The sequence below is a fragment of the Burkholderia cepacia genome (genome assembly GCF_029962485.1).
Classification (GTDB): domain Bacteria; phylum Pseudomonadota; class Gammaproteobacteria; order Burkholderiales; family Burkholderiaceae; genus Burkholderia.
Genome location: NZ_CP073638.1, coordinates 1,047,109 through 1,068,234, shown reverse-complemented (window position 1 = coordinate 1,068,234; position 21,126 = coordinate 1,047,109). Strand labels below are relative to the sequence as shown.

The 21,126-nt window shown below is 68.6% G+C and carries 17 protein-coding genes and 1 pseudogene; 10 read left to right on the top strand and 8 right to left on the bottom strand.

Translation table 11 applies throughout. The annotated features are described in order from the left end of the window. Nucleotides 1-7 precede the first annotated feature (7 nt). From KEC55_RS21195 to KEC55_RS21170, 6 genes and pseudogenes are all read left to right on the top strand, one after another. Nucleotides 8-1,216, top strand: coding sequence for a 3-hydroxybenzoate 6-monooxygenase (locus KEC55_RS21195; RefSeq protein ID WP_282510427.1), 1,209 nt, complete (start codon nucleotides 8-10; stop codon nucleotides 1,214-1,216). Nucleotides 1,217-1,297: 81 nt separating this feature from the next. Next, entirely contained in the window at nucleotides 1,298-2,659 is a 1,362-nt protein-coding gene (locus KEC55_RS21190; protein WP_282510425.1) for an MFS transporter, read from the top strand. Between the two features lie 97 nt (nucleotides 2,660-2,756). After that, nucleotides 2,757-3,107 carry an ArsR/SmtB family transcription factor gene (locus KEC55_RS21185; protein ID WP_282510423.1) on the top strand — a complete coding sequence of 117 codons (351 nt, stop codon included), beginning with the start codon at nucleotides 2,757-2,759 and terminating at the stop codon, nucleotides 3,105-3,107. After that, nucleotides 3,097-3,531 (top strand): YeeE/YedE family protein, encoded by a 435-nt coding sequence (locus KEC55_RS21180; RefSeq protein ID WP_282510421.1) that lies wholly within the window; start codon nucleotides 3,097-3,099, stop codon nucleotides 3,529-3,531. The genes KEC55_RS21185 and KEC55_RS21180 overlap by 11 nt, the downstream gene beginning before the upstream one ends. Nucleotide 3,532: 1 nt before the next feature. After that, complete coding sequence (locus KEC55_RS21175) at nucleotides 3,533-3,955, top strand: DUF6691 family protein (RefSeq protein WP_282510419.1); 423 nt, start codon at nucleotides 3,533-3,535, stop codon at nucleotides 3,953-3,955. 142 nt (nucleotides 3,956-4,097) lie between these two features. Continuing rightward, nucleotides 4,098-4,499, top strand: a pseudogene (locus tag KEC55_RS21170) (PLP-dependent aminotransferase family protein); the annotation flags it as partial. 84 nt (nucleotides 4,500-4,583) lie between these two features. On the opposite strand, the gene KEC55_RS21165 reads toward KEC55_RS21170, so the two are convergent. The 3 genes from KEC55_RS21165 to KEC55_RS21155 form a co-directional block, all read right to left on the bottom strand. Then, entirely contained in the window at nucleotides 4,584-4,859 is a 276-nt protein-coding gene (locus KEC55_RS21165; RefSeq protein WP_034191604.1) for a hypothetical protein, read from the bottom strand. A gap of 97 nt (nucleotides 4,860-4,956) precedes the next feature. Continuing rightward, complete coding sequence (locus KEC55_RS21160; protein WP_282510413.1) at nucleotides 4,957-6,360, bottom strand: cytochrome-c peroxidase; 1,404 nt, start codon at nucleotides 6,358-6,360, stop codon at nucleotides 4,957-4,959. Then, nucleotides 6,357-7,820 carry a metallophosphoesterase family protein gene (locus KEC55_RS21155; RefSeq protein ID WP_282510411.1) on the bottom strand — a complete coding sequence of 488 codons (1,464 nt, stop codon included), beginning with the start codon at nucleotides 7,818-7,820 and terminating at the stop codon, nucleotides 6,357-6,359. The genes KEC55_RS21160 and KEC55_RS21155 overlap by 4 nt, the downstream gene beginning before the upstream one ends. Before the next feature lie 187 nt (nucleotides 7,821-8,007). Between KEC55_RS21155 and KEC55_RS21150 the strand changes: the two genes are divergently transcribed. Further along, entirely contained in the window at nucleotides 8,008-8,856 is an 849-nt protein-coding gene (locus KEC55_RS21150) for a class I SAM-dependent methyltransferase (RefSeq protein WP_282510410.1), read from the top strand. A 112-nt stretch (nucleotides 8,857-8,968) separates the two neighbouring features. Here the strand turns inward: KEC55_RS21150 and KEC55_RS21145 are convergent, their stop codons facing one another. From KEC55_RS21145 to KEC55_RS21125, 5 genes are all read right to left on the bottom strand, one after another. Beyond that, a complete protein-coding gene (locus KEC55_RS21145) occupies nucleotides 8,969-9,280 on the bottom strand; it encodes a hypothetical protein (RefSeq protein WP_282510408.1) in 312 nt (103 codons plus the stop codon). A gap of 58 nt (nucleotides 9,281-9,338) precedes the next feature. After that, the gene (locus tag KEC55_RS21140; RefSeq protein ID WP_282510406.1) at nucleotides 9,339-11,360 is read right to left on the bottom strand and encodes a BCCT family transporter; all 2,022 of its coding nucleotides are present in this window, start codon (nucleotides 11,358-11,360) and stop codon (nucleotides 9,339-9,341) included. Between the two features lie 308 nt (nucleotides 11,361-11,668). Next, the gene (locus KEC55_RS21135) at nucleotides 11,669-12,856 is read right to left on the bottom strand and encodes a porin (RefSeq protein ID WP_282510405.1); all 1,188 of its coding nucleotides are present in this window, start codon (nucleotides 12,854-12,856) and stop codon (nucleotides 11,669-11,671) included. Between the two features lie 107 nt (nucleotides 12,857-12,963). After that, nucleotides 12,964-15,384, bottom strand: coding sequence for a glycoside hydrolase family 31 protein (locus KEC55_RS21130; protein ID WP_282510404.1), 2,421 nt, complete (start codon nucleotides 15,382-15,384; stop codon nucleotides 12,964-12,966). 27 nt (nucleotides 15,385-15,411) lie between these two features. Then, nucleotides 15,412-16,683: an MFS transporter gene (locus KEC55_RS21125; protein WP_176045163.1), complete on the bottom strand. Its 1,272-nt coding sequence runs from the start codon at nucleotides 16,681-16,683 to the stop codon at nucleotides 15,412-15,414. Between the two features lie 468 nt (nucleotides 16,684-17,151). On the opposite strand from KEC55_RS21125, the gene KEC55_RS21120 reads away from it, so the two are divergent. From KEC55_RS21120 to KEC55_RS21110, 3 genes are read left to right on the top strand one after another with little or no spacing between them, the layout of a single operon-like run. Beyond that, a complete protein-coding gene (locus tag KEC55_RS21120) occupies nucleotides 17,152-18,096 on the top strand; it encodes a MurR/RpiR family transcriptional regulator (protein WP_282510403.1) in 945 nt (314 codons plus the stop codon). Continuing rightward, nucleotides 18,093-19,079 (top strand): isoaspartyl peptidase/L-asparaginase family protein, encoded by a 987-nt coding sequence (locus KEC55_RS21115; protein ID WP_282510401.1) that lies wholly within the window; start codon nucleotides 18,093-18,095, stop codon nucleotides 19,077-19,079. Before KEC55_RS21120 ends, KEC55_RS21115 begins: the two co-directional genes overlap by 4 nt. 27 nt (nucleotides 19,080-19,106) lie before the next feature. Next, complete coding sequence (locus KEC55_RS21110) at nucleotides 19,107-21,014, top strand: dipeptide ABC transporter ATP-binding protein (protein WP_282510399.1); 1,908 nt, start codon at nucleotides 19,107-19,109, stop codon at nucleotides 21,012-21,014. Nucleotides 21,015-21,126: the final 112 nt, after the last annotated feature.

The window sequence follows — 21,126 nt, the reverse complement described above, 5'->3', positions numbered from 1 at the left end:
GACAGAGATGGGCGAGACACACAACAACGGCCGACGCGTACTCGTGATCGGCGGCGGTATCGGCGGGCTCGCGGCGGCGCTGGCGCTCGCGCGCCAGGGCATCCGCGTGAAGCTGCTCGAACAGGCCGAGCAGATCGGCGAGATCGGCGCGGGAATCCAGCTCGCGGCGAATGCATTCAACGCGCTCGACGCGCTGGGTGTCGGCGAGGCGGCACGCGGCCGCGCAGTATTCACCGACTGGCTGCAATTGATGGATGCGATCGATGCACGCGAGGTCGCGCGCATCGATACGGGTGCCGCGTACCGCGAGCGCTTCGGCAATCCGTATGCGGTGATCCATCGCGCGGACATCCATCTTTCGATCTACGAGGCGGTCAAGGATCACCCGCTGATCGAGTTCCGGACGAGCACGCAGGTGTGCGGTTTCGAGCAGGACGGCAACGGCGTGACCGTGATCGACCAGCATGGCGAACGCTATCGCGCCGATGCGGTGATCGGCTGCGACGGCGTGAAGTCCGCGATCCGTCACGCGCTGATCGGCGATGCGCATCGCGTGACAGGCCACGTCGTGTATCGCGCGGTGGTCGACGTCGACAACATGCCGAAGGATTTGCAGATCAATGCGCCCGTCGTGTGGGCCGGCCCGCATTGCCATCTCGTCCACTATCCGCTGCGCGGCGGGCGGCAGTACAACCTCGTCGTCACGTTCCACAGCCGCGAGCAGGAGACGTGGGGCGTGCGTGAGGGCAGCAAGGAAGAAGTGCTGTCGTACTTCGACGGCATTCATCCGCTGCCGAAGCAGATGCTCGATCGGCCGACGTCGTGGAAGCGCTGGGCGACCGCCGACCGCGATCCGGTCGAACGCTGGAGCGCGGGCCGCGCGACGGTGCTCGGCGACGCCGCGCATCCGATGACGCAATACATCGCGCAGGGCGCATGCCAGGCGCTCGAGGATGCGGTGACGCTCGGCGCGGCGGTTGCGCACACGAACGGCGATTTCGAGGCCGCGTTCGCGCTGTACGAGCGCGTGCGGATTCCGCGTACTGCACGCGTGCTGTATTCGGCACGGGAAATGGGGCGGATCTATCACGCGAAAGGCGTCGAGCGGCAGGTGCGCAACGGGCTCTGGGTCGGTCGCACGCAGGCGCAGTTCTACGACGCGCTCGACTGGCTGCACGGCTGGCGCGCGGAGGATTGCCTGAAGACGGTCGCGTAACGCATCCGTTCAGCCCGAATCCGGCGGCGCGCATTTCAACGACAGACGACGCGCGACCGCCTTCCTGGAGGAGACACTATCATGGCCGATACGCTGTCCATCGACGTCAGCGAATGGATCGACCGGCATCGCGTTGCGCCGTTTCAGGCCGCGATCGTCGTCCTGTGCTTTCTGATCGTCGCGATCGACGGGTTCGATACCGCATCGATCGGTTTCATCGCACCCGTCATCCGCGCGGAATGGGGCCTGTCGCCCGCGCAACTGGCGCCCGTGTTCGGCGCGGGGCTCGCCGGGCTGATGGCCGGCGCGCTCGTGTTCGGGCCGTTCGGCGACAGGTTCGGCCGCAAGCGCCTGCTGCTCGCGTGCGTGGCGTGCTTCGGCATCGCGAGCGCCGCATCGGCGAGCGCGGGCGGCCCGACCGAGCTGATCGCGTGGCGCTTCGTGACCGGGCTCGGGCTCGGCGGCGCGATGCCCAATGCGATCACGTTGACGTCCGAGTACTGTCCGGCGCGCCGCCGCTCGCTGCTGGTGACGACGATGTTCTGCGGCTTCACGATCGGTTCCGCGCTCGGCGGGCTTGCCGCCGCGTCGCTGATCGAGCATCACGGCTGGCGCTCGGTGCTCGTGGTCGGCGGCGCCGCGCCGCTGCTGCTCCTGCCGGTGCTCGCGTGGCGGCTGCCGGAATCGGTGCGCTATCTCGTCAGCCGGAACGCGCCTTCCGCGCGGATCGCGGCGATGCTCGGCCGCATTGCGCCGGATCCGCACCTTGCGCACGCGTCGTTCGTCGCGCAGGGCGGCAAGCCGGCCGGGTCGCCGCTTGGACGGCTGTTCGATGCCAACCTGCTGCGCGGCACGCTGCTGTTGTGGCTGACGTTCTTCATGAGCCTGCTCGTCATCTACCTGCTGTCGAGCTGGCTACCGACGCTGTTGCGCACGACCGGGGCGACGCTGCAGACGGCCGCGCGCGTGACCGCGATGTTCCAGGTCGGCGGCACGCTCGGCGCGATTGTCCTCGGCTGGCTGATGGACCGCTTCGACCCGCATCGCGTACTGGCTTGCAGCTATGCGGCGGCCGGCATCTTCGTCGCGGCGATCGGCGTGTTTGCCGCGTCGCCGTGGGGCGCCGCGCTTGCCGTGTTCGCGGCCGGCTTCTGCGTGTCGGGTTCACAGGTCGGCGCGAATGCGCTGTCGGCCGCGTTCTATCCGACCGCGTGCCGGACCACTGGCGTGAGCTGGGCGAACGGAATTGGCCGAGGCGGTTCGGTCGTCGGATCGATGGCCGGCGGCGCGATGCTGGCGATGGGCGTGCCGCTGTCGACCGCGTTTGCCGTCGTGGCGGCGCCCTGCGTGATAGCGGCGATCGCGGTGCTGGTGCTCGGCATGGTGCGTGCCGAAGCGGCGCGGGTGTCGGGTGTCGACGGGGTTGCGGGCGAGCAGGCCTGAGCGAAGGCGGGCGGCAAGGGCGTCAGTGCACACGTGGCGGGAAACAATAATATACAAATAGATATAATATTGTTTCTTTAATTGATGTCATGCCCCGATGAACGACGCTCTTCCCGCCGGGCTACCCGAGCCCGATCAGATGCGCGCCGCCGCCGAATCGGCTTGCGCGCTCCTCAAGGTGTTGTCGAATCCCGACCGGCTGCTGCTGCTGTGCGAACTGTCGCAGGGCGAGCGCTGCGTCAGCGATCTCGAAACGCGGCTGGACATCCGCCAGCCGACACTGTCGCAGCAGCTCGGCGTGTTGCGGGACAACGCGCTGGTCCGTACGCGTCGCGACGGCAAGAACATCCACTATTCGCTCGACAGCCCGGCCGCGATCGCGGTGATGGGCGTGCTGTACGAACAGTTCTGCGGCCCGGCCGCGAAGGGGACGCGCGATGCAGTTTGATGCGCTTCATTTCACGCCGTGGCTGTCGCTGGCCGGTGGCGTGCTGATCGGGCTCGCGGCTGCGTGGCTCGTCGCGTTCAACGGCCGGATCGCCGGCATCAGCGGCATCGTCGGCGGGCTGTTGACGGCGGGTGCGGGCGAGCGCGGCTGGCGCATCGCGTTCGTCGGCGGGATGATCGTCGCGCCGGTCGTGATGCGCGTCGCCGGAACCGGTCTGACGCCGCGGGTCGATGCGAGCTGGCTCGAATTGCTGGCGGCCGGCCTGCTGGTCGGGATCGGCACGCGGTACGCGGGCGGCTGCACGAGCGGCCACGGCGTGTGCGGGATGTCGCGCGGTGCGCTGCGTTCGGTGGTCGCGACGGCGACCTTCATGGTCGCGGGCTTCGTGACCGTTTTCGTGCGGTTGCACGTGCTGGGAGGCTGACATGCAGGCAGGATTCGCGTTTCTGGCCGGGCTGCTGTTCGGCGTCGGTCTCATCGTGTCCGGCATGGCCAATCCGCAGAAGGTGCTCGGCTTTCTCGACCTGGCCGGCCGCTGGGATCCGTCGCTCGCGTTCGTGATGGCGGGCGCGACGGGGGTGGCCGTGTTCGCGTTCGCGTGGGCGAAGCGCCGGACGCGGTCGTGGCTCGGTCTGCCGATGCAGTTGCCGGCGCTGCGGGCGATCACCGTGCGCCTGGTTGCCGGGAGTGCCGTGTTCGGCATCGGTTGGGGGATTGCCGGGTTCTGCCCGGGGCCCGCGATCGTGTCGATCGGCTTCGGATCGGCAAAGGGGATCGTGTTCGTCGTCGCGATGCTGGCCGGGATGGTGATTTTCGAATGGGTCGAGCGTCGCCGGAACGCGCATTGATGTGGCGGCCGCGCCTGCCGGGCAGGTTGCGGCGGTCGCGAGGATGCCTGGAGCCGAACGCGTCCGTCAGTCGCTGCGATGATGAGGTGACTGCCAGGGGCATGTCGTGATTTGGCCAGTTTCGATATCGGGAATGCTCGAGCACAGCCGGCACAACACCGTGCTGTAGCAGGCCGTGGTGGCCGAATTCGTCGGCTCGGGTGCGTTCGACCGCCATCTGCATCGGTTTCGTGAGCAATGGTGCGTGCAGCGCGACGTGACGATCGATGCGATCGCGCGACATTTCCCGGCCGGCACGCGGATGAACCAGCCATTGGGTGGAATGCGGCTGTGGATCGCATTGCCGGATAGCGCGCGCTCCACGACGCTGTTCGATGCCGCGCTGGCGCAGGGGATCAGAATCGCGCCCGGTTCGATCTTCTCGAATTCCGACCGCTTCGACGGCTATATCCGGCGGGCCTGCACGCGCGTGTTCGATGCGGCGCACGCAGCGGCATTCGAAACGCTCGGCCGCCTCGTACGGGAAGCCACGGCGGCAGCGTAAGCGCAGCGGCGGCGGCCGGCCGGACAGGCGAATACGCGAGCATTCCGGCTTGCCGAGGCGCCGTAGTGGCAACCCGCCGCCATTTCATCGGCTGGCCGAATGTGTAGCGAGGTGCTGGCGGATCAGCGACAGGTAACGATCGCCGACCGAGAAATCGCGTGCGGCGCGCGGCCGGTCGGCCTGGCGCAGCGTGGCCGGCGCGCTCATGCCCAGGTACCGGCACACGGCGGACGGGAAGGGCTTGCGCGTATGCCCGAGCTGGCGAGCCGCGCGCTCGACGCGGGCATCGCCGACCTGGGCGCGAAGCCACGCCAGCACTTGGCGATCGGCTTCGTTGACGATACGGACCAGATGTTCCATCTCGCACCTCACTGTTCATAAATACAGTACTGTAAATATAACCAGTGTTTGCGGCGACCGCAAGCGAGTGCGCGTGCGATTGGCCGTCCGGCCAGGGTCAATGCATCGGCGCGGCGGTTCGCGTGATCCGGGAAGCGGGGGTAACGGGCGCCGCGGGCGCCGCAGGCGCTGCGACCCCCGTATAGCGCGCGTCGGTCAGCGTGCCGAGGAACGCGACGATGTCGTCGATTTCCGCGTCGGTCAGCGCGGGCGGCGTACCGGGCCGGCGATTCATCGGCGTCGAGTTGACGTTGATGTTGCCGCGATAGGCGGCCGGCACGTCGTCGAACGTGTTGGCGCCGTGATACCAGAAGCCGGGATCGGTCGAGCGCGTGTTGTAGAACGCGACCGCGTCGCGCAGCGTCGTGAACACGCCGTTGTGCATGAACGTCTGCTTGACCGCGACGTTGCGCAGCCCTGGCGTGCGCAGGTAGCCGCACCATTGCGTCGGCTCGGGCCAGCGCAGCCGACGTGCGGTGTCGCACAGCCCGTTGTCGAAATGGCGCGGGTCGCGGTTCGCCGGCAGCGCGCGGTTGCGCGGCACCGCGATCGCGTCGTAGCCGAAATCGGTGAACAGCGAGCGCTCCGGACGGCTCGACGTGTCCGACAGCGTATGGCAGGTCATGCAGTTGCCCTTGTCCGGGTTCCGGAACAGCGCGAGGCCGCGCATCTCGGCCGGCGCCAGCGGCTTGCGCGTACGCAGGAACGCGTCGAAGCGCGACGTGAACGGCGCCATCTCGTCGCTTTGCAGATAGGCCTCGACGGCCGAACCCAGCGCGCGCACCAGTTGCTCCGGATCGCGCCGCACCGGCGCGCCGAAGCGCGCGGCGAGATCGGTCGCGAGTTCGGTCGCGTTGACCTTGCGCAGCAGTGCGGCCGGCGACCGGTTGTTCATCTCGTCCGGATCGAACAGCGGCCCGCGAATCTGTTCGGCGAGCGTATCCGCGCGGCCGTCGCTGAACAGGCCGCCGAACGGCGACGGTGCGGGTGCATCGTCGTCCTGGTAGAAGTGGCGGCGCGGCACGTAGCGCACATAGAGCAGTGACGGCGCGTTGCGCCGGCTGAAGCGCCCGGGCCGGCTGCCTTCCGGCACGCCGGGTCCCGCGAGCGCGGCGGCCGACAACGTCGGCGCGAAGGCTCGGCCCGGATCGTGGCATCCCGCGCACGACATGCCGCGCGGCTCGGACAGCCGCGGGTCGAAGAAGATCCGGCGACCGAGCGCGACGAGCGTCGGGTCGGGCGCGAAGCGTGCGGTGGCCGCATCGATCTTGCCCGTCACTTGCGGTGTGCCGTTGCCGATCGTGTCGACGACGCGCGACGGTGGCGCGCCGGGGAGCAGACCCGTTTCGGCCGGCGCGGCGTGGGCCGTGAGCGTCAAGCCGGCGAGCAGGGTGACGGCAAGCGTGTGCAGCGTTCGACGGCCGCGCACCACGCGGCCGTCACATCGGACTTCCTCACTCACGGCGCGATGAACCCCGTCTTGTCGCAGGCGAGCGTCGTGCCCGACTGGTCGCACGATGCGAGCAGCTTGCCTGCCGCCGAATACGCATGGAATACCCAGCCCGTCGCGGGCGCTGCGCGGCGCTCCATGATCAGGAAACCAAAGCTGTTGTTGTGCGACAGCCGCTCGATCACCGCGCCCGGTGCGGGCGTCAGGCCGGCCGGGAACGGGTCGGGCAGCGCGACGTCGAGGTTGTCGCCGCCGTTGCCGGACACGATCGTCGCCGGGTGCCCGGACGAGAAATTGATCGCCTGGAAGTCGTGTACGTGGCCATGCAGCGCAACGTGCACGCCCGGCGGGTAGTACGCCTGTGCGTTGAGGCTCGACATCACCGACTGCAGTGCGAGGTTGCCGGGCGCGGGCGTGCTGCCGGCGATCGGCGCGAACGCGAGGATCGGGTGATGGTTCGTGAAGATCGTCGTCGTCATGCCGGCCTTCGACGCGAGCGATGCGACCGTCTGGAACTGCTTCTGGTAGATGCCGAATTGCGCGTCGGTCGTCTTGAGCGGGGTGCGGCCGACCTTCGCGGTATCGAACACGATCACCTGCGAGCCGCCGCCGAGCGACACCGCATAGGGTTCCGAATAGTTCGCGTTGTTGTCGTTGGCCGGATCGTCGCACGAGCGTGCCGCCGAATACGGGCGCGGATCGAGGAAACGGAACCAGCCCTGGCCTGCGCGCGCGCATTCCTCGTGGTTGCCGCGCACGACGACCCATGGGGCCTTCGCGAGCAACGGCGCAGCCGGGCGGAACAGGTCGGCCTGCCATGTATCCCAGCCGTAGCCCCACGGGCTGTCCTTGCAGCCGGCGATGTCCGGCGGGCACGCGTTCTCGCGATAGTGGTAGTCGCCGATGTGCAGCACGAGATCGGGCGACAGTTTTGCGACGCTGGCCGCGATCGTGTCTAGCGGCCAGACCGTCGCGTCGTTGCATGCCTGCCACGCATTGTCGGCTTTCTTCATGCGGCAGCCGGTGTCCGCGATGATCGCGATGCGCTGCGGCTGCGCTTTTGGCAGCGGCAGCGTGCGGCCTGCGACGCTTGCGGCCTGCGCACCCGTCGGCAGCGTCGTTTCGCAGACGGAGACCGGGAAGCTCGACGGTTTCGAATCGGCCGGATCGCTGGCGGTCGGCCGCTGTGCCAGCGTCGCGGCGCCCGCGCGCAGTGCCATGCGCGACAGCTTGCCGTCGACGGTCAGCTGCGGACACAGCGGGTCGCTGGCCGACGCGGGCGTGTAGTTCGTGATGACGCGGGCGATCGCCTGGTTCGCATCGCCGATCTCGACCCAGGCGGCCTGGACGTTGACCGATGCGCTGGCCGGATCGTCCGGTGTATCGATGTGATTCGAACACGCGGACAACGCGGCGAGGGCAACAAGGGGGGCGCAGCGCACGAGCAGGGCGCGCGTGAGGAGTCGTCGCATGGGAGGCACCGTAGGAAAGTCGTCAACGATACGCAGCGTGAATGTAAGAAATGTGAAAAACGGGGCGCGCACGCGGCCCGGGTGTCGACATGGCGGCGGCAGGTCGCAGCCCGAGGGGCTTGACTTCAAGTCGACTTGAAGCAGCACAGTGCGATGCACGATCAATGAACCGGAAAGGGAATCGACGATGGAAACCAGGCGGCCCAATGACGAACAATCCGCGCTTTGGAACGGCCCGTCGGGGCGCGCCTGGGTCGATACGCAGGCGCCGATCGACCGGATGTTCGAGCCGTTGGAGAAGTTGCTGGTGGAGGCGGCGGCCACGTCGTCCGCGCGCAGCGTGCTCGATGTCGGCTGCGGCACGGGCGCGGTCACGGTTGCGATCGCGCGGCGGCTCGGTGCGCACGCGCAATGCACGGGCATCGATATCTCGGCCCGGATGATCGACGCCGCGCAGGCGCGCGCCGAACGCAGCGGCGTTCACGCCCGCTTCGTGCGTGCGGACGTGCAGACGCACGTATTCGAGCCCGCGAGCGTCGACCTGATCGTGTCGCGCCTCGGTGTGATGTTCTTCGACGATCCGGTTCGTGCGTTCGCGAACCTGCGGCATGCGGCGTGGCCGAATGCGCAGATGCGGTTCGTCGCATGGCGCAGCGCGGCAGACAATCCGTTCATGACGATCGCCGAGCGGGCCGCGGCGCCGTTGCTGCCGAACCTGCCCGTACGGCGACCCGGCGCGCCGGGGCAGTTCGGGTTCGGCGACCGGCAGCGGATCGCGTCGGTGCTGTCGGACAGTGGCTGGGCGGACATGGCGATCGAGCCGGTCGATCTGGCGTGCGCGCTGCCCGCGCCCGCACTGGACGACTACATCACCCGGCTGGGCCCGGTCGGGCTTGCGCTGCTGGAGGTGGACGAGGCGACGCGGCGGCGCGTGGTCGACACGATGCGTACCGCGTTCGAGCCTTACGTCGACGGCGCGGACGTGCGCTTCGACGCCGCATGCTGGCTCGTGACGGCGCGAGCACCGTCCGCGTAACCCGTTGCGGCAAGGAAGCGGATCAGGGAAGCGGATCAGGGAAGCGGCGGCCACTTTGCCCCGCGCGTTGCCGTTCGCGCGGGACGAGGCCGGGCCGCATGCCGTACGCGTGTCAGCGTCGCCGCGCGCGCAGCATCAGCCACGCGCAACCGCCGGCGACCAATACGAGGCCGAGCAGGACGGCCTCGACGCCGAGCGCAAACCCGGGCGGCATGTCCCCCGTGTCCGGCATCGGCGACAGGTTGATGCCCATCGCGATGGCGCCGCCGGCGAGCAGCGCCGCGCTCACGATCCAGTAGATCTTGCCGCGCGGCGCCGCGGCGCGGATCCGCCACAGCGCGATGCCGGCTCCGCCGAGATAGAGCACGGCGAGCGTGCCGAGCGCGATGACGTCGGAGGCGCGGCTTTGCAGGAACCCGGTCATCGTACGGCTCCGTCGGGCGTGGCAATTTGCCACGACGCAGTGAAGGCGGCATGCGGGCTCATTCGGCCTCCGTCGCATGTCCCGGCGCACGGCTCAGCAGATGCGTCCGCTTGTCGGCGGCGAGCGACACGTAGCGTTCGTACTGGCGCAGCACGTCGGCGATCACCTCGTCGCCGCGCAGGTATTCGACGTCGTAGCCGAGCCGGCCGTCTTCGAAGAACGTGACGATCCCGTAAACGTGCTCGCGCGCCGCATCGGGCTCGGCCGCCTCGCGCACGAGGAACGCAGCCGCGGATTTGGCCGTCACGCGCACGCCGTACACGAAGTCGCGATGCTCGGCGGTCGGCACGGTGAGCCGCGTCGCATCGTCGCTGTCGCGCTGCACGAGCGCATCGACGCCGCTCGCGCGCAGCTCGTCGGCAACCTTGCGCAGCGCCGGTTCGATGGTCTCCGCGACGAACTGGCGTGCCTCGGCCTCGGTCGTCTGCCGCAGGATGTGCGTCAGGCGGTGGCGCCAGTGCTGGCCGGTCCAGAAGCTCGCCGCGGGCGCGACGTCCTGCGAATAGTGCGCGCGGTCGGCCGCGAGCCCGCGCCAAAGCCCGTAGCACAGCGCGAGCATGATGATCGCGACCGGCAGCGCGGCGATCAGCGTCATCGCCTGCAGCGCGCCGAGCCCGCCGGCGACGAGCAGCACCGCGGCCGTCACGCCGAGCAGCGCAGCCCAGAACAGCCGCTGCCACACGGGCGAGTGCGCGTTGCCGCGCGTCGCGATCTGGTCGATCACGAACGCGCCCGAATCGGCGGACGTCACGAAGAACACGGCGATCAGCACGATCGCGGCGATCGACAGCAATTGCGGAAACGGCAGGAAATCGAAGAAGCGGAACAGCAGTGCATCGACATTGGTGGCCGTCTGCGCGAGCGCGCCGGCCGCGCCATGCGTATCGAGCCAGATCGCGCTGTTGCCGAACACGGTCATCCACACGAGGTTGAACGCGGTCGGCACGAGCAGCACGCCGATCACGAACTGTCGGATCGTGCGGCCGCGCGAAATGCGCGCGATGAACATGCCGACGAACGGCGACCACGATACCCACCACGCCCAGTAGAGGATCGTCCAGCCGCCGAACCAGCCTTCCTCGCGCGGCGGCGCGTACGCGTACGTGCGGAACGACAGGTCGACGAGGCTGGACAGGTACTGGCCGATGTTGTCGCCGAGTGCGCGCAGCAGGAACGCCGTCGGGCCCGCGATGACCACGAAGGCGAGCAGCAGGAACGCGAGCAGCAGGTTCAGCTCGGACAGCCGGCGCACGCCCTTGTCGAGGCCGGTCGCGGCCGATACGCCCGCGAGGATCACGACGGCCGCGACGAGCCCGATGCGGAACACGTTGCTGCCGGTGTCCCAGCCGCCGACCGTATGCAGGCCCGCGCTCAGCTGCATCACGCCGTAGCCGAGCGTCGTCGCGATGCCGGCGACCGTGCCGACCAGCGCGAACGCGTCGACGGTGTGGCCGATCCAGCCGTTGATGCGCTCGCGCAGCACCGGATAGAGCCCCGAGCGCAGTGTCAGCGGCAGGTTGTAGCGAAAGCCGAAGTACGCGAGCACGAGCCCCATCAGCCCGTAGATCGCCCACGCATGGAAGCCCCAGTGGAAGAAGGTCATCAGCATCGCTTCGCGCGCGGCGGCGGGCGTGCCGGGGTCGACGGTCGGCGGCTTCAGGAAATGCTGCATCGGCTCGCCGACGCCGAAGTACATGAGGCCGATGCCCATGCCGGCCGCGAACAGCATGGCCGTCCACGATACGAAGCTGAATTCGGGTTCGGCGTCGTCGGGGCCGAGGCGGATGTTGCCGAAGTCGCTGGCGGCGATCAGCACGAGAAACACGAGGAAACCGGTAACGGCGAGCACGTAGAACCAGTCGAAGCGTGCGATGACCCATTGCTGGCCGGCGGAGAACAGCGCGCCGGCTTCGCTCGGGCGCATCGCGCACACGACGAGCAGCGCGCCGATCACGGCGAGCGCGGGCAGGACGACCTGCGGCTTGAACGTCGTGCGGGGCGAGGGACGGGAATCTGGCATGGCGGGCATCCAGTTGTAGGCGCAACGAGGCGCAACGCCGCCCGGCGCGCGCGTCGCGCGTCGGACCCTGATACGGCGTGCGTCGAGTGTACCGCGGTGTCAGGACTGCAAGAAGGGGCATGCAGAAGGGATCAACCTGACGAATTGTAAGGTATCGGGGCGATCGGGCAAACCCGTGCGGTTCGCGCGGCAGGCGGACGGGATGGGGAGAGCGGTGCGGCGAAAGTGCACCGGGCGCCCGGACGGCGCCTGCGGAATGCGCATCGTCCGGGGCGGCGGCAGCGCGCCGAAGGCGCTGCCGGGCTGGTTCAGAACGTGACGGCGATACCGGCCATGTCGACGAACTGGCCGTGCGTGGTCGACGGCGTGAGCTGCTGCGAATCGCCGACGATCGGTGCCGCGTCGACGATATGGCCGGCGCCTTGCGCGCCGAGCGTCTGGCCGCTCGAATGCGTGTAGGCCTGCAGCGCATAGAGCGTCGTCCGTTTCGACAGGCTGTACGACTCCTTCAGCGAGTACTGCTGGTAGCGGGCCGCGTTTGCGACGCCGTTCGCCTTCGACGCGAGCGTGTACGCGAACGCGCCGGCCACCGAGAACGTCGGCGTGAAGCGGTACGCGGCGAGCGCGCCGTAGGTATTGAACACGGCCGTATCGGTGAACGCGGAGCCGTTGCCGGGCAGGTACTTCACGTTCGAGTAGTTGACGCCCATCGTCAGGTCGCCGAGCGTGTAGTTGCCGGCCGCCGCGACCTGCTCGACGGCCTTCGCGCTCAGGTAGCCCTGGTTCAGCACGGATACCGCGAAGCTGCCCGACGAGGCGGTGGCCGGGTTCAGGAAGCCGGCGGACGAGCCCGAGCTGTTGATCCGCAGGTAGCCGGCTGCAATCCCGATCGGCCCGTTCGCGTAGCGCAGCGCGGCGCTGAACGTGTTGCCCTTGCCGGTCGCGCCGGCGATGCCGCCGAATGCGTACATCGCGCTCGCGGTCAGCCCCGCGAAGGTCGGCGACGTATAGGTGACCGAGTTGTTCACGCGGATCGTCGTGTCGAGGCCGTCGATGTCGCCCGGATGCGCGCCAGTGGCACCGGTCAGCCAGCTGCTCGACGCATACGGGCCGACGAACAGGAAGTAGGGCGTGTACTGGCGGCCGGCCGTCAGCGTGCCGTAGTGATCGTTGCGCAGGCCGACGAATGCCTGCCGGTTGAAGATCGTGCCGGCGGCGGCCTGCGCGCCGGTATTCAGGTTGAAGCCGGACTGCAGGTCGAAGATCGCGTGCGTGCCGCCGCCGAGATCCTCGTCGCCGCGCAGCCCGAATTTCGACGCATACAGGTTGCCGTCGCGCATGTAGATGTTCGAGTGGCCCTGCTGGTTGTTCACGTACGCGATCGAATCGTCGACGACGCCGTACAGCGTCACGCTGCTCTGCGCGTGGGCGGCGGTCGAGCCGAGCGAGGCGGCCGATAAAATCAGGATTGCATAACGGTTGACGGGTGCTTTCATTGTCGATCTCCAGATCTCTTCATCTTTTCAACGGGGGCGGGAGGCTGGGGCGCCTCCTCTGTGGCGGGCGGCGGGCCGCGCGAACGGCCCGCCCGATCGGGCTTGCTTCAGTGGTCGAGCGCGACGACGATGCGGCGCCATGCGCCGTCCGGCGCGTCCTGCTCGATGCGCGCGCCGCGCACGGCGACCGCGCCTTGCAGCGATGCGGGCAGCAGGATGTCGACGCGCTCGGCCGGGCGGCCCGGGCGGCCGTCCCAGCGGACCGATACGCCGAGCACGCCCGACGCCTCGCGGCCGGTTTCGATGCGCCACAGTCCGTATTCGCCGTCGCGCCACGCTTCCGTTTCGCCGTCGTCCTCGACGCATTCGCCGTACGCGACGCCGTCCTCGATGCGCGGCGCGACGAGGAAGCCGCGCGTGTCGGCGCGCGCGCCGAAATGCTGTTCCGCGACGTTCAGCGGCAGCACGCGGCCTTCGCGCAGCAGCATCACCGGCGTGTCGAGCGGTGCGGGCAGCGTCACGCTTGCGCCGCCGTCGAACGCCTGCGCGCTCGCGCAGCACATCCAGCGCGCGCCCGCGGGCAGATAGACCGTGCGCGCCGCCTGGCCGGGATCGACGACCGGCGCGACCAGTAGCGCGTCGCCGAGCATCATGTCGTCGCATGCGTCGTAGCAGCGCGCATCGCCGGGGAAATCGGCCAGGGTCGGCCGCAGCACGGGCTCGTAGCGCGTCGTCGACAGCCACAGCAGGTGATAGAGGTAAGGCAGCAGCCGGTAGCGCTGCTTGATCAGCGACGCGATCTGCGCGGTGATCTCCGGATACATCCACGGCTCGTTGACGGTGCCGTCGTCGTTCCACGAATGGATGCTGAAGCGCGGCATGAAGATGCCGAACTGCACCCAGCGCAGCAGCAGCTCGGGCGACGGCGCGGGGCCGGAGAAGCCGCCGATGTCGTGGCCGATGTTCGACACGCCCGACAGCGCGAGCCCGAGGCCCATCTTCAGGTTGTAGCGCAGCGTTTCCCACGACGTGTAGTTGTCGCCGGACCAGGTCTGCACGTAGCGCTGCATGCCGGCGCCGCCGGAGCGCGACACGAGGAACGGCCGCTGCGCCGGCGCATGCGCGCGCTGCGCTTCGCGCGACGCGCGCATCATCAGCATCGTCTGCAGCACCTTCGCCTCGCGCGCCGGGAACGGCTGGCCGAAGCCGTGTGCGATTGCGTCGGGCGACCAGATCTCGTATTCGTTGTTGTCGTTCCAGGTCGACTCGATCCCGTAGTCGAGCAGCGCCGACGTGACCTGTTCGCGCCACCAGCGGTACGCGTCCGGCTGCGTGAAGTCGATGTACGCGCCGACCTCGTCCCAGAACTGCACCCACGCGGGTTCGCCGGACGCCGAGCGGATCAGCAGGCCGCGCTGCGCGGCATCGTCGAACGCGGGATGATCGCGCAGCAGGCACGGTTTGATGTTCGCGCACAGGCGGATGCCGTGATCGCGGTAGTGCCGCGCGAAGCCCTTCGCGTCGGGGAACTTGTCGCGGTTCCAGTTGAACACGTAGCGCTTCGCGCCGATCGACGTATAGCCAGACGACAGGTGGAACGAATCGCACAGGATGTCGTGCGCGTCGCACTGCTCGACGAACCGGTTCATCTGCTGCTGCGCGTCCGGCGCATCGGTATAGCTCATCGTCGAGCCCGAATAGCCGAGCCCCCATTTCGGCGTGCGCGCGGGGCGCCCGGTGAGCCACGTGAAGCGCCGCGCGGCCGCGAGCGGCGTGTCGGGCGATGCGATGAAGTAGTAGTCGAGATCGCCGTGCTCGGCGACGAAATAGCGATACGGGCCGTGATAGTTGTCGAGTTCGCGGCCCATGTCGAACGCGCAGTCCGACAGCGTGTCGTAGAACAGCCCGAAGCCCTGGCACGTGTCGGGCGACCACGTGATGTAGAACGGGATGTGCTTGTACAACGGGTCGGTATGTTTCGCGCTGTAGCCCATCGCGTCGATATTGCGCATCTCGAAGCGTGCGCCCGTGCGGTCGAGTTCGCCCGCGCGCTCGCCGAGGCCGAACACCTTGTCGCCGCGCTCGCGGGCAACGTAGTGATACGTGCGGTCGTCCCACCAGCCGAAGTTGTACGCCTGCGTCGAGCGATCGGCGAGCGCGACGCGCCACGTACCGTCCGCGCCGCGCATCGACCACGTGCAATGGCCGCCTTGCCAGCGCACGGCGAGCCGGATCTGCTCGGTTTCGATGTGCAGGCCGTCGTCGTCTTCGGCGAGCGAAAAGGCGGGCAGCGCGAAGCCGTCGAGATCGAGGCGGTCGCGCCCGTCGAGCGGCACGTCGTCGAGACCCGGCGCGATCGTCCACGTGCGCGGGTTGCGTGCCGTCGCGTCGGGCAGCACGCGTACGCGCACGATGTCGTCCTCGAGCACGAAGATCTCGATGGTGGCGCCGGCATCGGACGCGAGCAGCACGCGGTTCGCGTGCATGCCGGCAACGCGGAACACGGGCGGATGGAGGAGCGAAGTCATGAATGCGATTCCTGGTGAGGGCAGTTGTCAGGCATGCCGTGCAAGCAGGCGTTCCTGCTTCGACTGCCCGCGGATCAGCACCGCGAGCAGCGTGACGCCGATGATGTCGAACAGGCCGAGGCAGGCGAACAGCGGCGCATAGCCGATCTTGTCGGCGAGTGCGCCGACCAGCAGCGAGAAACCGAGGCCGCCGATCCACGCGGCCATCCCGGCGAAGCCGCTCGCCGTGCCGACTTCCTCGGGATCGAACACGTCGGCCGACAGCGTGTTGACGAGCGCGGAGATCATCTGGTGCGCGAAGCCGCCGACGCAGAACAGCGCGATGGCCGTGTACGGCGACGACACGAGGCCGATCATCGCGGGCCCGAGCATCAGCACCGCGCCGAGCGCGACGCCGGCGACGCGCGACCACACCAGCGGCAGCTTGTAGCGTTTCGCGAGATACGGCGACAGGTAGCCGCCCGCGATGCCGCCGGCATCGGCCGCCAGAAACGGCATCCACGCGAAGATCGCGATCTGCGTGAGCGGCATGTGGCGCTCGGTCGCGAGGTACAGCGGAATCCAGAAGCTGAAGGTTTGCCACGCGGGCTCCGCGAAGAAGCGCGGCAGTGCGATGGCCCAGAAGCGCCGCGCGGTGACGACGTCGCGGATGCGGCGCTTCGACACGGGCGGCATCGTGGCCTGGCCGTCGCGGATCAGCGCGCGCTCCTGCGGCGTGATGCGCGGATGATCGGCCGGCGACCGGTATTGCGTGTACCAGAGCGCGGCCCACACGAACCCGAGTGCGCCGGTGGCCATGAACGCGGCCTGCCAGCCGAACCGCATCGACAGGAACACGACGAGCGGCGGCGCGATTGCGGCGCCGAGCGACGTGCCCGCGTTGAAGTAGCCGACCGCGACGGACTTCTCGCGATCGGGAAACCATTCGGCGACGGCCTTCATCCCCGACGGAATCGCGGCGGCTTCGAACAGCCCGAGAAAACCGCGCAGGACGCCGAGCGACAGCCAGCCCGACGCGAAGCCATGCGCGACGCCGACCACCGACCACAGCATCGCGAACAGCGCGAACCCGAGCCGCAGCCCGATCAGGTCGACGACGAACCCGCACACCGGCTGCATGATCGTGTAGCCGATCTGGAACGCGCCGACGATGTACGAATACTGCTGCGTCGAGATGGAGAACACCTGCTTCAGCTCGGGCGCGAGCACCGCGAGGGAATTCCGTGCGAGGTAGTTGAGGATCGTGCCGAGACACACGAGCACGATGATCCACCAGCGCAACGCCTTGACTGTCTTCACTGCTGTCTCCTGTCAGGCAGGGCAGCGCGCGGCGCCTGCCCGATCCATGAGGGCCATCCATCGGGATGGCTTGTTTCGTTTTATTCGTACGATGTCCGATCTTGATGTGCGCCGGTTTTCCCGGTTTATATCGAAATCACGGCGTTCGAGCGAACATTTCGCCGTCATTAAATCGCTACGTTATCTGACGACTGATCATTTTCGAACATCCTATGTTCGAATTCGAATCCGGTCAACGTGAATCTGCATTCGAACGAACTTGCTCGGGGTTTTCCCGATGGGCGGGTGATGGGGTATCGGCGGCGAGCGCCGGCGGTCGCGTGCCAAAGGCCCGTGCGGCGGGCCTGAGCGATCATTGCGCGGCGGCCGGACCCGGTAGAGAGCGTGACAACCCTGATGAAAATTTATTTCTTTCCGGGGTGCGGATTGTGTAAATTGATTTTCACCATCCTTGCAACGGCCCTTCGCATGACGCCTCTCGTTCCGTACGACGCCAGTCACGACGAACCCGCGATCGCCGAGCGGATCGCGTCGGCGATGCCGTTGATGTCGCCGATCCACCGGCGCATGGGCGAATTCGTGCTCGCCAATCCGTTTCGCGCGGCGACGATGCGGATCGACGAACTCGCGCAGGCCGTGAATGCGTCGATCGCGACCGCGAACCGTTTCGCGAAGGCGCTTGGCTTCGACGGCTATCCGGCGATGCGCGCGGCGCTCGTGCGCGGCTTCGAGGCGACGCTCGGGCCGGTCGAGCGGCTGCGCTCCGCGCAGGAACTGGAGCCCGGCGTGCGCGGCGCCGCCTGGATCGACGCGGTATTCGACCAGGCTGCCGCCAATATCGAGAGCACGCGCGCGCAACTGGATGCGGCCGATGTCGAGGCCGCGGTCGAGGCGATCGTCGGCGCGCGGCGCGTGCTGATCCTCGGCGCCGGATCGAGCGCGTTCCTTACCGGGCTGATGGAGCACGGGCTGTCGGTGTGCCACGACAACGTGCAGTCGCTCGCGCTGCTCGGCGGCCCGTCGCACGCGGCGCGGCGCCTGTATACGGCCGATTCGCGCGATCTCGTGATCGCGCTCGCGTTTCCGTGCTACGTGAAGGACACGATCGAGCTGGCCCGCCGGGCGGCGGCGCGCGGCGCGCGCGTGCTCGGCATCTCCGACGGCCCGCAGTCGCCGCTGGCGCCGATCGCGTCGCTGAACCTGTACGTCAAGGCCGAACGGCGTTTCGCGGCCACGTCGGAAGCCGCCGTGCTCACGATGATCGAGGCGCTGATCGACGCGGTCGCGCTGCGCACGCACCGGTCCGCGAAGTCCGCGGCCGAGATGACCGAATTCCTGCTGCCGTGGCTCGTGCAGCCGCAGGCGGCGTTGCCGGCCACCAACCCTTCTTCCTCACGCCCGAAAAAATCATGACTTCAACCGCGATCGTTGCGATTCACGGCGGCGCAGGCACGATCCTGCGCGAGGCGATGGATACCGATACCGAACGTCGGTACCGCACCGAACTGACCGCGATCCTGCAGGCCGCGCAGCAGGTGCTGGCCGATGGCGGCAGCGCGCTCGACGCCGTCACCGTCGCGGTGCGGATGCTCGAGGACTGTCCGCTGTTCAACGCCGGGCGCGGCGCTGTCTACACGGCCGAAGGCAAGCACGAACTCGACGCGGCGGTCATGGACGGCGCGACGCTCGGCGCCGGCGCGATCTGCTGCGCGACGCGTGTGCGCAATCCCGTGCTCGCCGCGCGGCGGGTGATGGAGGCGAGCGAACACGTGCTGTTCGCCGGCGCGGGCGCCGATGCGTTCGCGGCCGCGCAGGGGCTCGAACTCGCGGAACCCGGCTACTTCGACACCGACGCGCGGCATGCGCAGTGGCTCAAGGCGCGCGCGGCGGCCGGCACGATGCTCGACCACGATGCGGCGGCGTTCGCGTTCGGCAAGTCGCAGCCGGCCGAGCCGCTCGATCCGGACCGCAAGCTCGGCACGGTCGGCGCGGTCGCGTGCGACCTGCACGGCCACATCGCGGCGGCGACGTCGACGGGCGGCATCACGAACAAGCAGCCGGGGCGGGTGGGCGATTCGCCGATCATCGGCGCGGGCTGCTACGCGGACGACGCCACCTGCGCGGTCTCGACGACGGGCACCGGCGAGATGTTCATCCGCCTTGCGACCGCGCACGACGTCGCCGCGCAGATCGCGTATCGCGGCGCGTCGCTCGCCGACGCCGCGCACGATGTCGTGATGAACAAGCTGGCGCGCCTCGCCGGCCGCGGCGGGCTCGTTGCGGTCGATGCGCACGGCAATGTCGCGATGCCGTTCAACACCGAAGGGATGTACCGCGGCTACGCACGCGTCGGTGAAGCGCCGGTCGTCGGCATCTACCGCGACGATGCGGCCTGAATCCGGATCGCACGAGGAGAGACCCGCATGACTTCGAGCCGAACCCCATCCGGCCTCGTGCTGCCCGAACAGCGCGTGGTGGCCGTCGACGATCTGTCGGTCACGTTTCGCCGCGAAGGCGCGACGTTCGACGCCGTGCGCAACGTGTCGTTTCACGTCGACCGCGGCGAGACGCTCGCGATCGTCGGCGAATCGGGCTCCGGCAAGTCGGTCACGTCGCTCGCGCTGATGCGGCTCGTCGAACATGGCGGCGGCGCGATCACGGGCGGCCGGATCGCGTTCCGGCGCCGCGGCGGCGCACTCGTCGACCTGGCGCAGGCGAGCGCCGCGACGATGCGCGGTATCCGCGGCGCGGACATCGCGATGATCTTCCAGGAGCCGATGACGTCGCTGAACCCGGTGTTCACGGTCGGCGACCAGATCAGCGAGGCGATCGCGCTGCACCAGTCGAAGGGTGCGGCTGAAGCACGCGCGGAAGCGCTGCGGCTGCTCGATCTCGTGCGGATTCCGGAAACGCGCCGCGTGTTCGCGCGCTATCCGCATCAGCTGTCGGGCGGGATGCGGCAGCGCGTGATGATCGCGATGGCGCTGTCGTGCCGCCCCGCGCTGCTGATCGCCGACGAGCCGACGACCGCGCTCGACGTGACGATCCAGGCGCAGATCCTGCAACTCGTACGCGGGCTGCAGGACGAAATGAACATGGGCGTGATCTTCATCACGCACGACATGGGCGTGGTGGCCGAGGTGGCCGACCGCGTGCTCGTGATGTATCGCGGCGAGAAGGTCGAGGAGGGCGAGTCGGATCGCATCTTCGCGGCGCCCGCGCATCGCTACACGCGCGCGCTGCTTGCGGCCGTACCGCGGCTCGGCTCGATGGAAGGCACCGACGCGCCCGAGAAATTCCCGCTGCTGAAAGTGGACGACGCGAATGCGCCGAACGCGACTCCGGCCGCCGTCTCTGCCGCGCACGGCGAGGGTCAGCCGCCCGTCGATCACGCTGCGCCGCCGATCCTGCGCGTAAGCGATCTCGTTACGCGCTTTCCGGTGAAAAGCGGCGTGTTCGGCCGCGTGTCGCAATACGTGCATGCGGTCGAGCGCGTGAGCTTCGAGCTGCGCGCGGGCGAGACGCTTGCGCTCGTCGGCGAATCGGGCTGCGGCAAGTCGACCACCGGCCGTTCGCTGCTGCGCCTCGTCGAATCGCAGAGCGGCTCGATCGAATTCGACGGCCGCGACATCAGCGCAATGAAGGGGCATGACCTGCAGGCGCTGCGCCGGAACATCCAGTTCATTTTCCAGGATCCGTTCGCGTCGCTGAACCCGCGCCTGACGGTCGGCTTCTCGATCATGGAGCCGTTGCTCGTGCACGGCGTCGCGCGCGGCAGCGAAGCGCAGGCGCGCGTCGACTGGCTGCTCGACAAGGTCGGCTTGCCGCCCGAGGCAGCGCAACGCTATCCGCATGAATTCTCGGGCGGCCAGCGCCAGCGGATCGCGATTGCGCGTGCACTCGCGCTGAACCCGAAGGTCGTGATCGCCGACGAATCGGTGTCGGCGCTCGACGTGTCGGTGCAGGCGCAGATCGTCAACCTGATGCTCGACCTGCAGCGCGAGCTCGGCGTCGCGTACCTGTTCATCTCGCACGACATGGCCGTGGTCGAGCGCATCAGCCATCGCGTCGCGGTGATGTATCTCGGCCAGATCGTCGAGATCGGTCCGCGCCGCGCGGTGTTCGAGGCGCCGCAGCATCCGTACACGAGGAAGCTGATGAGCGCGGTGCCGGTGGCCGACCCCGCGCGCCGGCATGCGCCGCGCCAGCTCGCCGCGGACGAAATCCCGAGCCCGATCCGCGCGATCGGCGACGAACCGGTCGTCGCGCCGCTCGTCGCGGTCGGCCCCGATCATTACGTCGCGACGCATCGCGTCGGCGGCGCGTATTGAGTGCGTGACGGAGCGCATATGGACCGCAGCTGCGCACGCGCCAGGCAACGGCGTCTTTATCCCGAGCGGGGGCAGTCACGCCGCGATTTTCACCACGCGTTACCGAATCATC

What these genes read in the sequence shown, in the direction of transcription:
- KEC55_RS21190 (WP_282510425.1), top strand. Translation starts at nt 1,298, where the DNA reads ATGGCCGATACGCTGTCCATCGACGTCAGCGAATGGATCGACCGGCAT.
- KEC55_RS21115 (WP_282510401.1), top strand. Translation starts at nt 18,093, where the DNA reads ATGACTTCAACCGCGATCGTTGCGATTCACGGCGGCGCAGGCACGATC.
- KEC55_RS21195 (WP_282510427.1), top strand. Translation starts at nt 8, where the DNA reads ATGGGCGAGACACACAACAACGGCCGACGCGTACTCGTGATCGGCGGC.
- KEC55_RS21110 (WP_282510399.1), top strand. Translation starts at nt 19,107, where the DNA reads ATGACTTCGAGCCGAACCCCATCCGGCCTCGTGCTGCCCGAACAGCGC.
- KEC55_RS21180 (WP_282510421.1), top strand. Translation starts at nt 3,097, where the DNA reads ATGCAGTTTGATGCGCTTCATTTCACGCCGTGGCTGTCGCTGGCCGGT.
- KEC55_RS21130 (WP_282510404.1), bottom strand. Translation starts at nt 15,384, where the DNA reads ATGACTTCGCTCCTCCATCCGCCCGTGTTCCGCGTTGCCGGCATGCAC.
- KEC55_RS21155 (WP_282510411.1), bottom strand. Translation starts at nt 7,820, where the DNA reads ATGCGACGACTCCTCACGCGCGCCCTGCTCGTGCGCTGCGCCCCCCTT.
- KEC55_RS21140 (WP_282510406.1), bottom strand. Translation starts at nt 11,360, where the DNA reads ATGCCAGATTCCCGTCCCTCGCCCCGCACGACGTTCAAGCCGCAGGTC.
- KEC55_RS21120 (WP_282510403.1), top strand. Translation starts at nt 17,152, where the DNA reads ATGACGCCTCTCGTTCCGTACGACGCCAGTCACGACGAACCCGCGATC.
- KEC55_RS21165 (WP_034191604.1), bottom strand. Translation starts at nt 4,859, where the DNA reads ATGGAACATCTGGTCCGTATCGTCAACGAAGCCGATCGCCAAGTGCTG.
- KEC55_RS21135 (WP_282510405.1), bottom strand. Translation starts at nt 12,856, where the DNA reads ATGAAAGCACCCGTCAACCGTTATGCAATCCTGATTTTATCGGCCGCC.
- KEC55_RS21175 (WP_282510419.1), top strand. Translation starts at nt 3,533, where the DNA reads ATGCAGGCAGGATTCGCGTTTCTGGCCGGGCTGCTGTTCGGCGTCGGT.
- KEC55_RS21185 (WP_282510423.1), top strand. Translation starts at nt 2,757, where the DNA reads ATGAACGACGCTCTTCCCGCCGGGCTACCCGAGCCCGATCAGATGCGC.
- KEC55_RS21150 (WP_282510410.1), top strand. Translation starts at nt 8,008, where the DNA reads ATGGAAACCAGGCGGCCCAATGACGAACAATCCGCGCTTTGGAACGGC.
- KEC55_RS21145 (WP_282510408.1), bottom strand. Translation starts at nt 9,280, where the DNA reads ATGACCGGGTTCCTGCAAAGCCGCGCCTCCGACGTCATCGCGCTCGGC.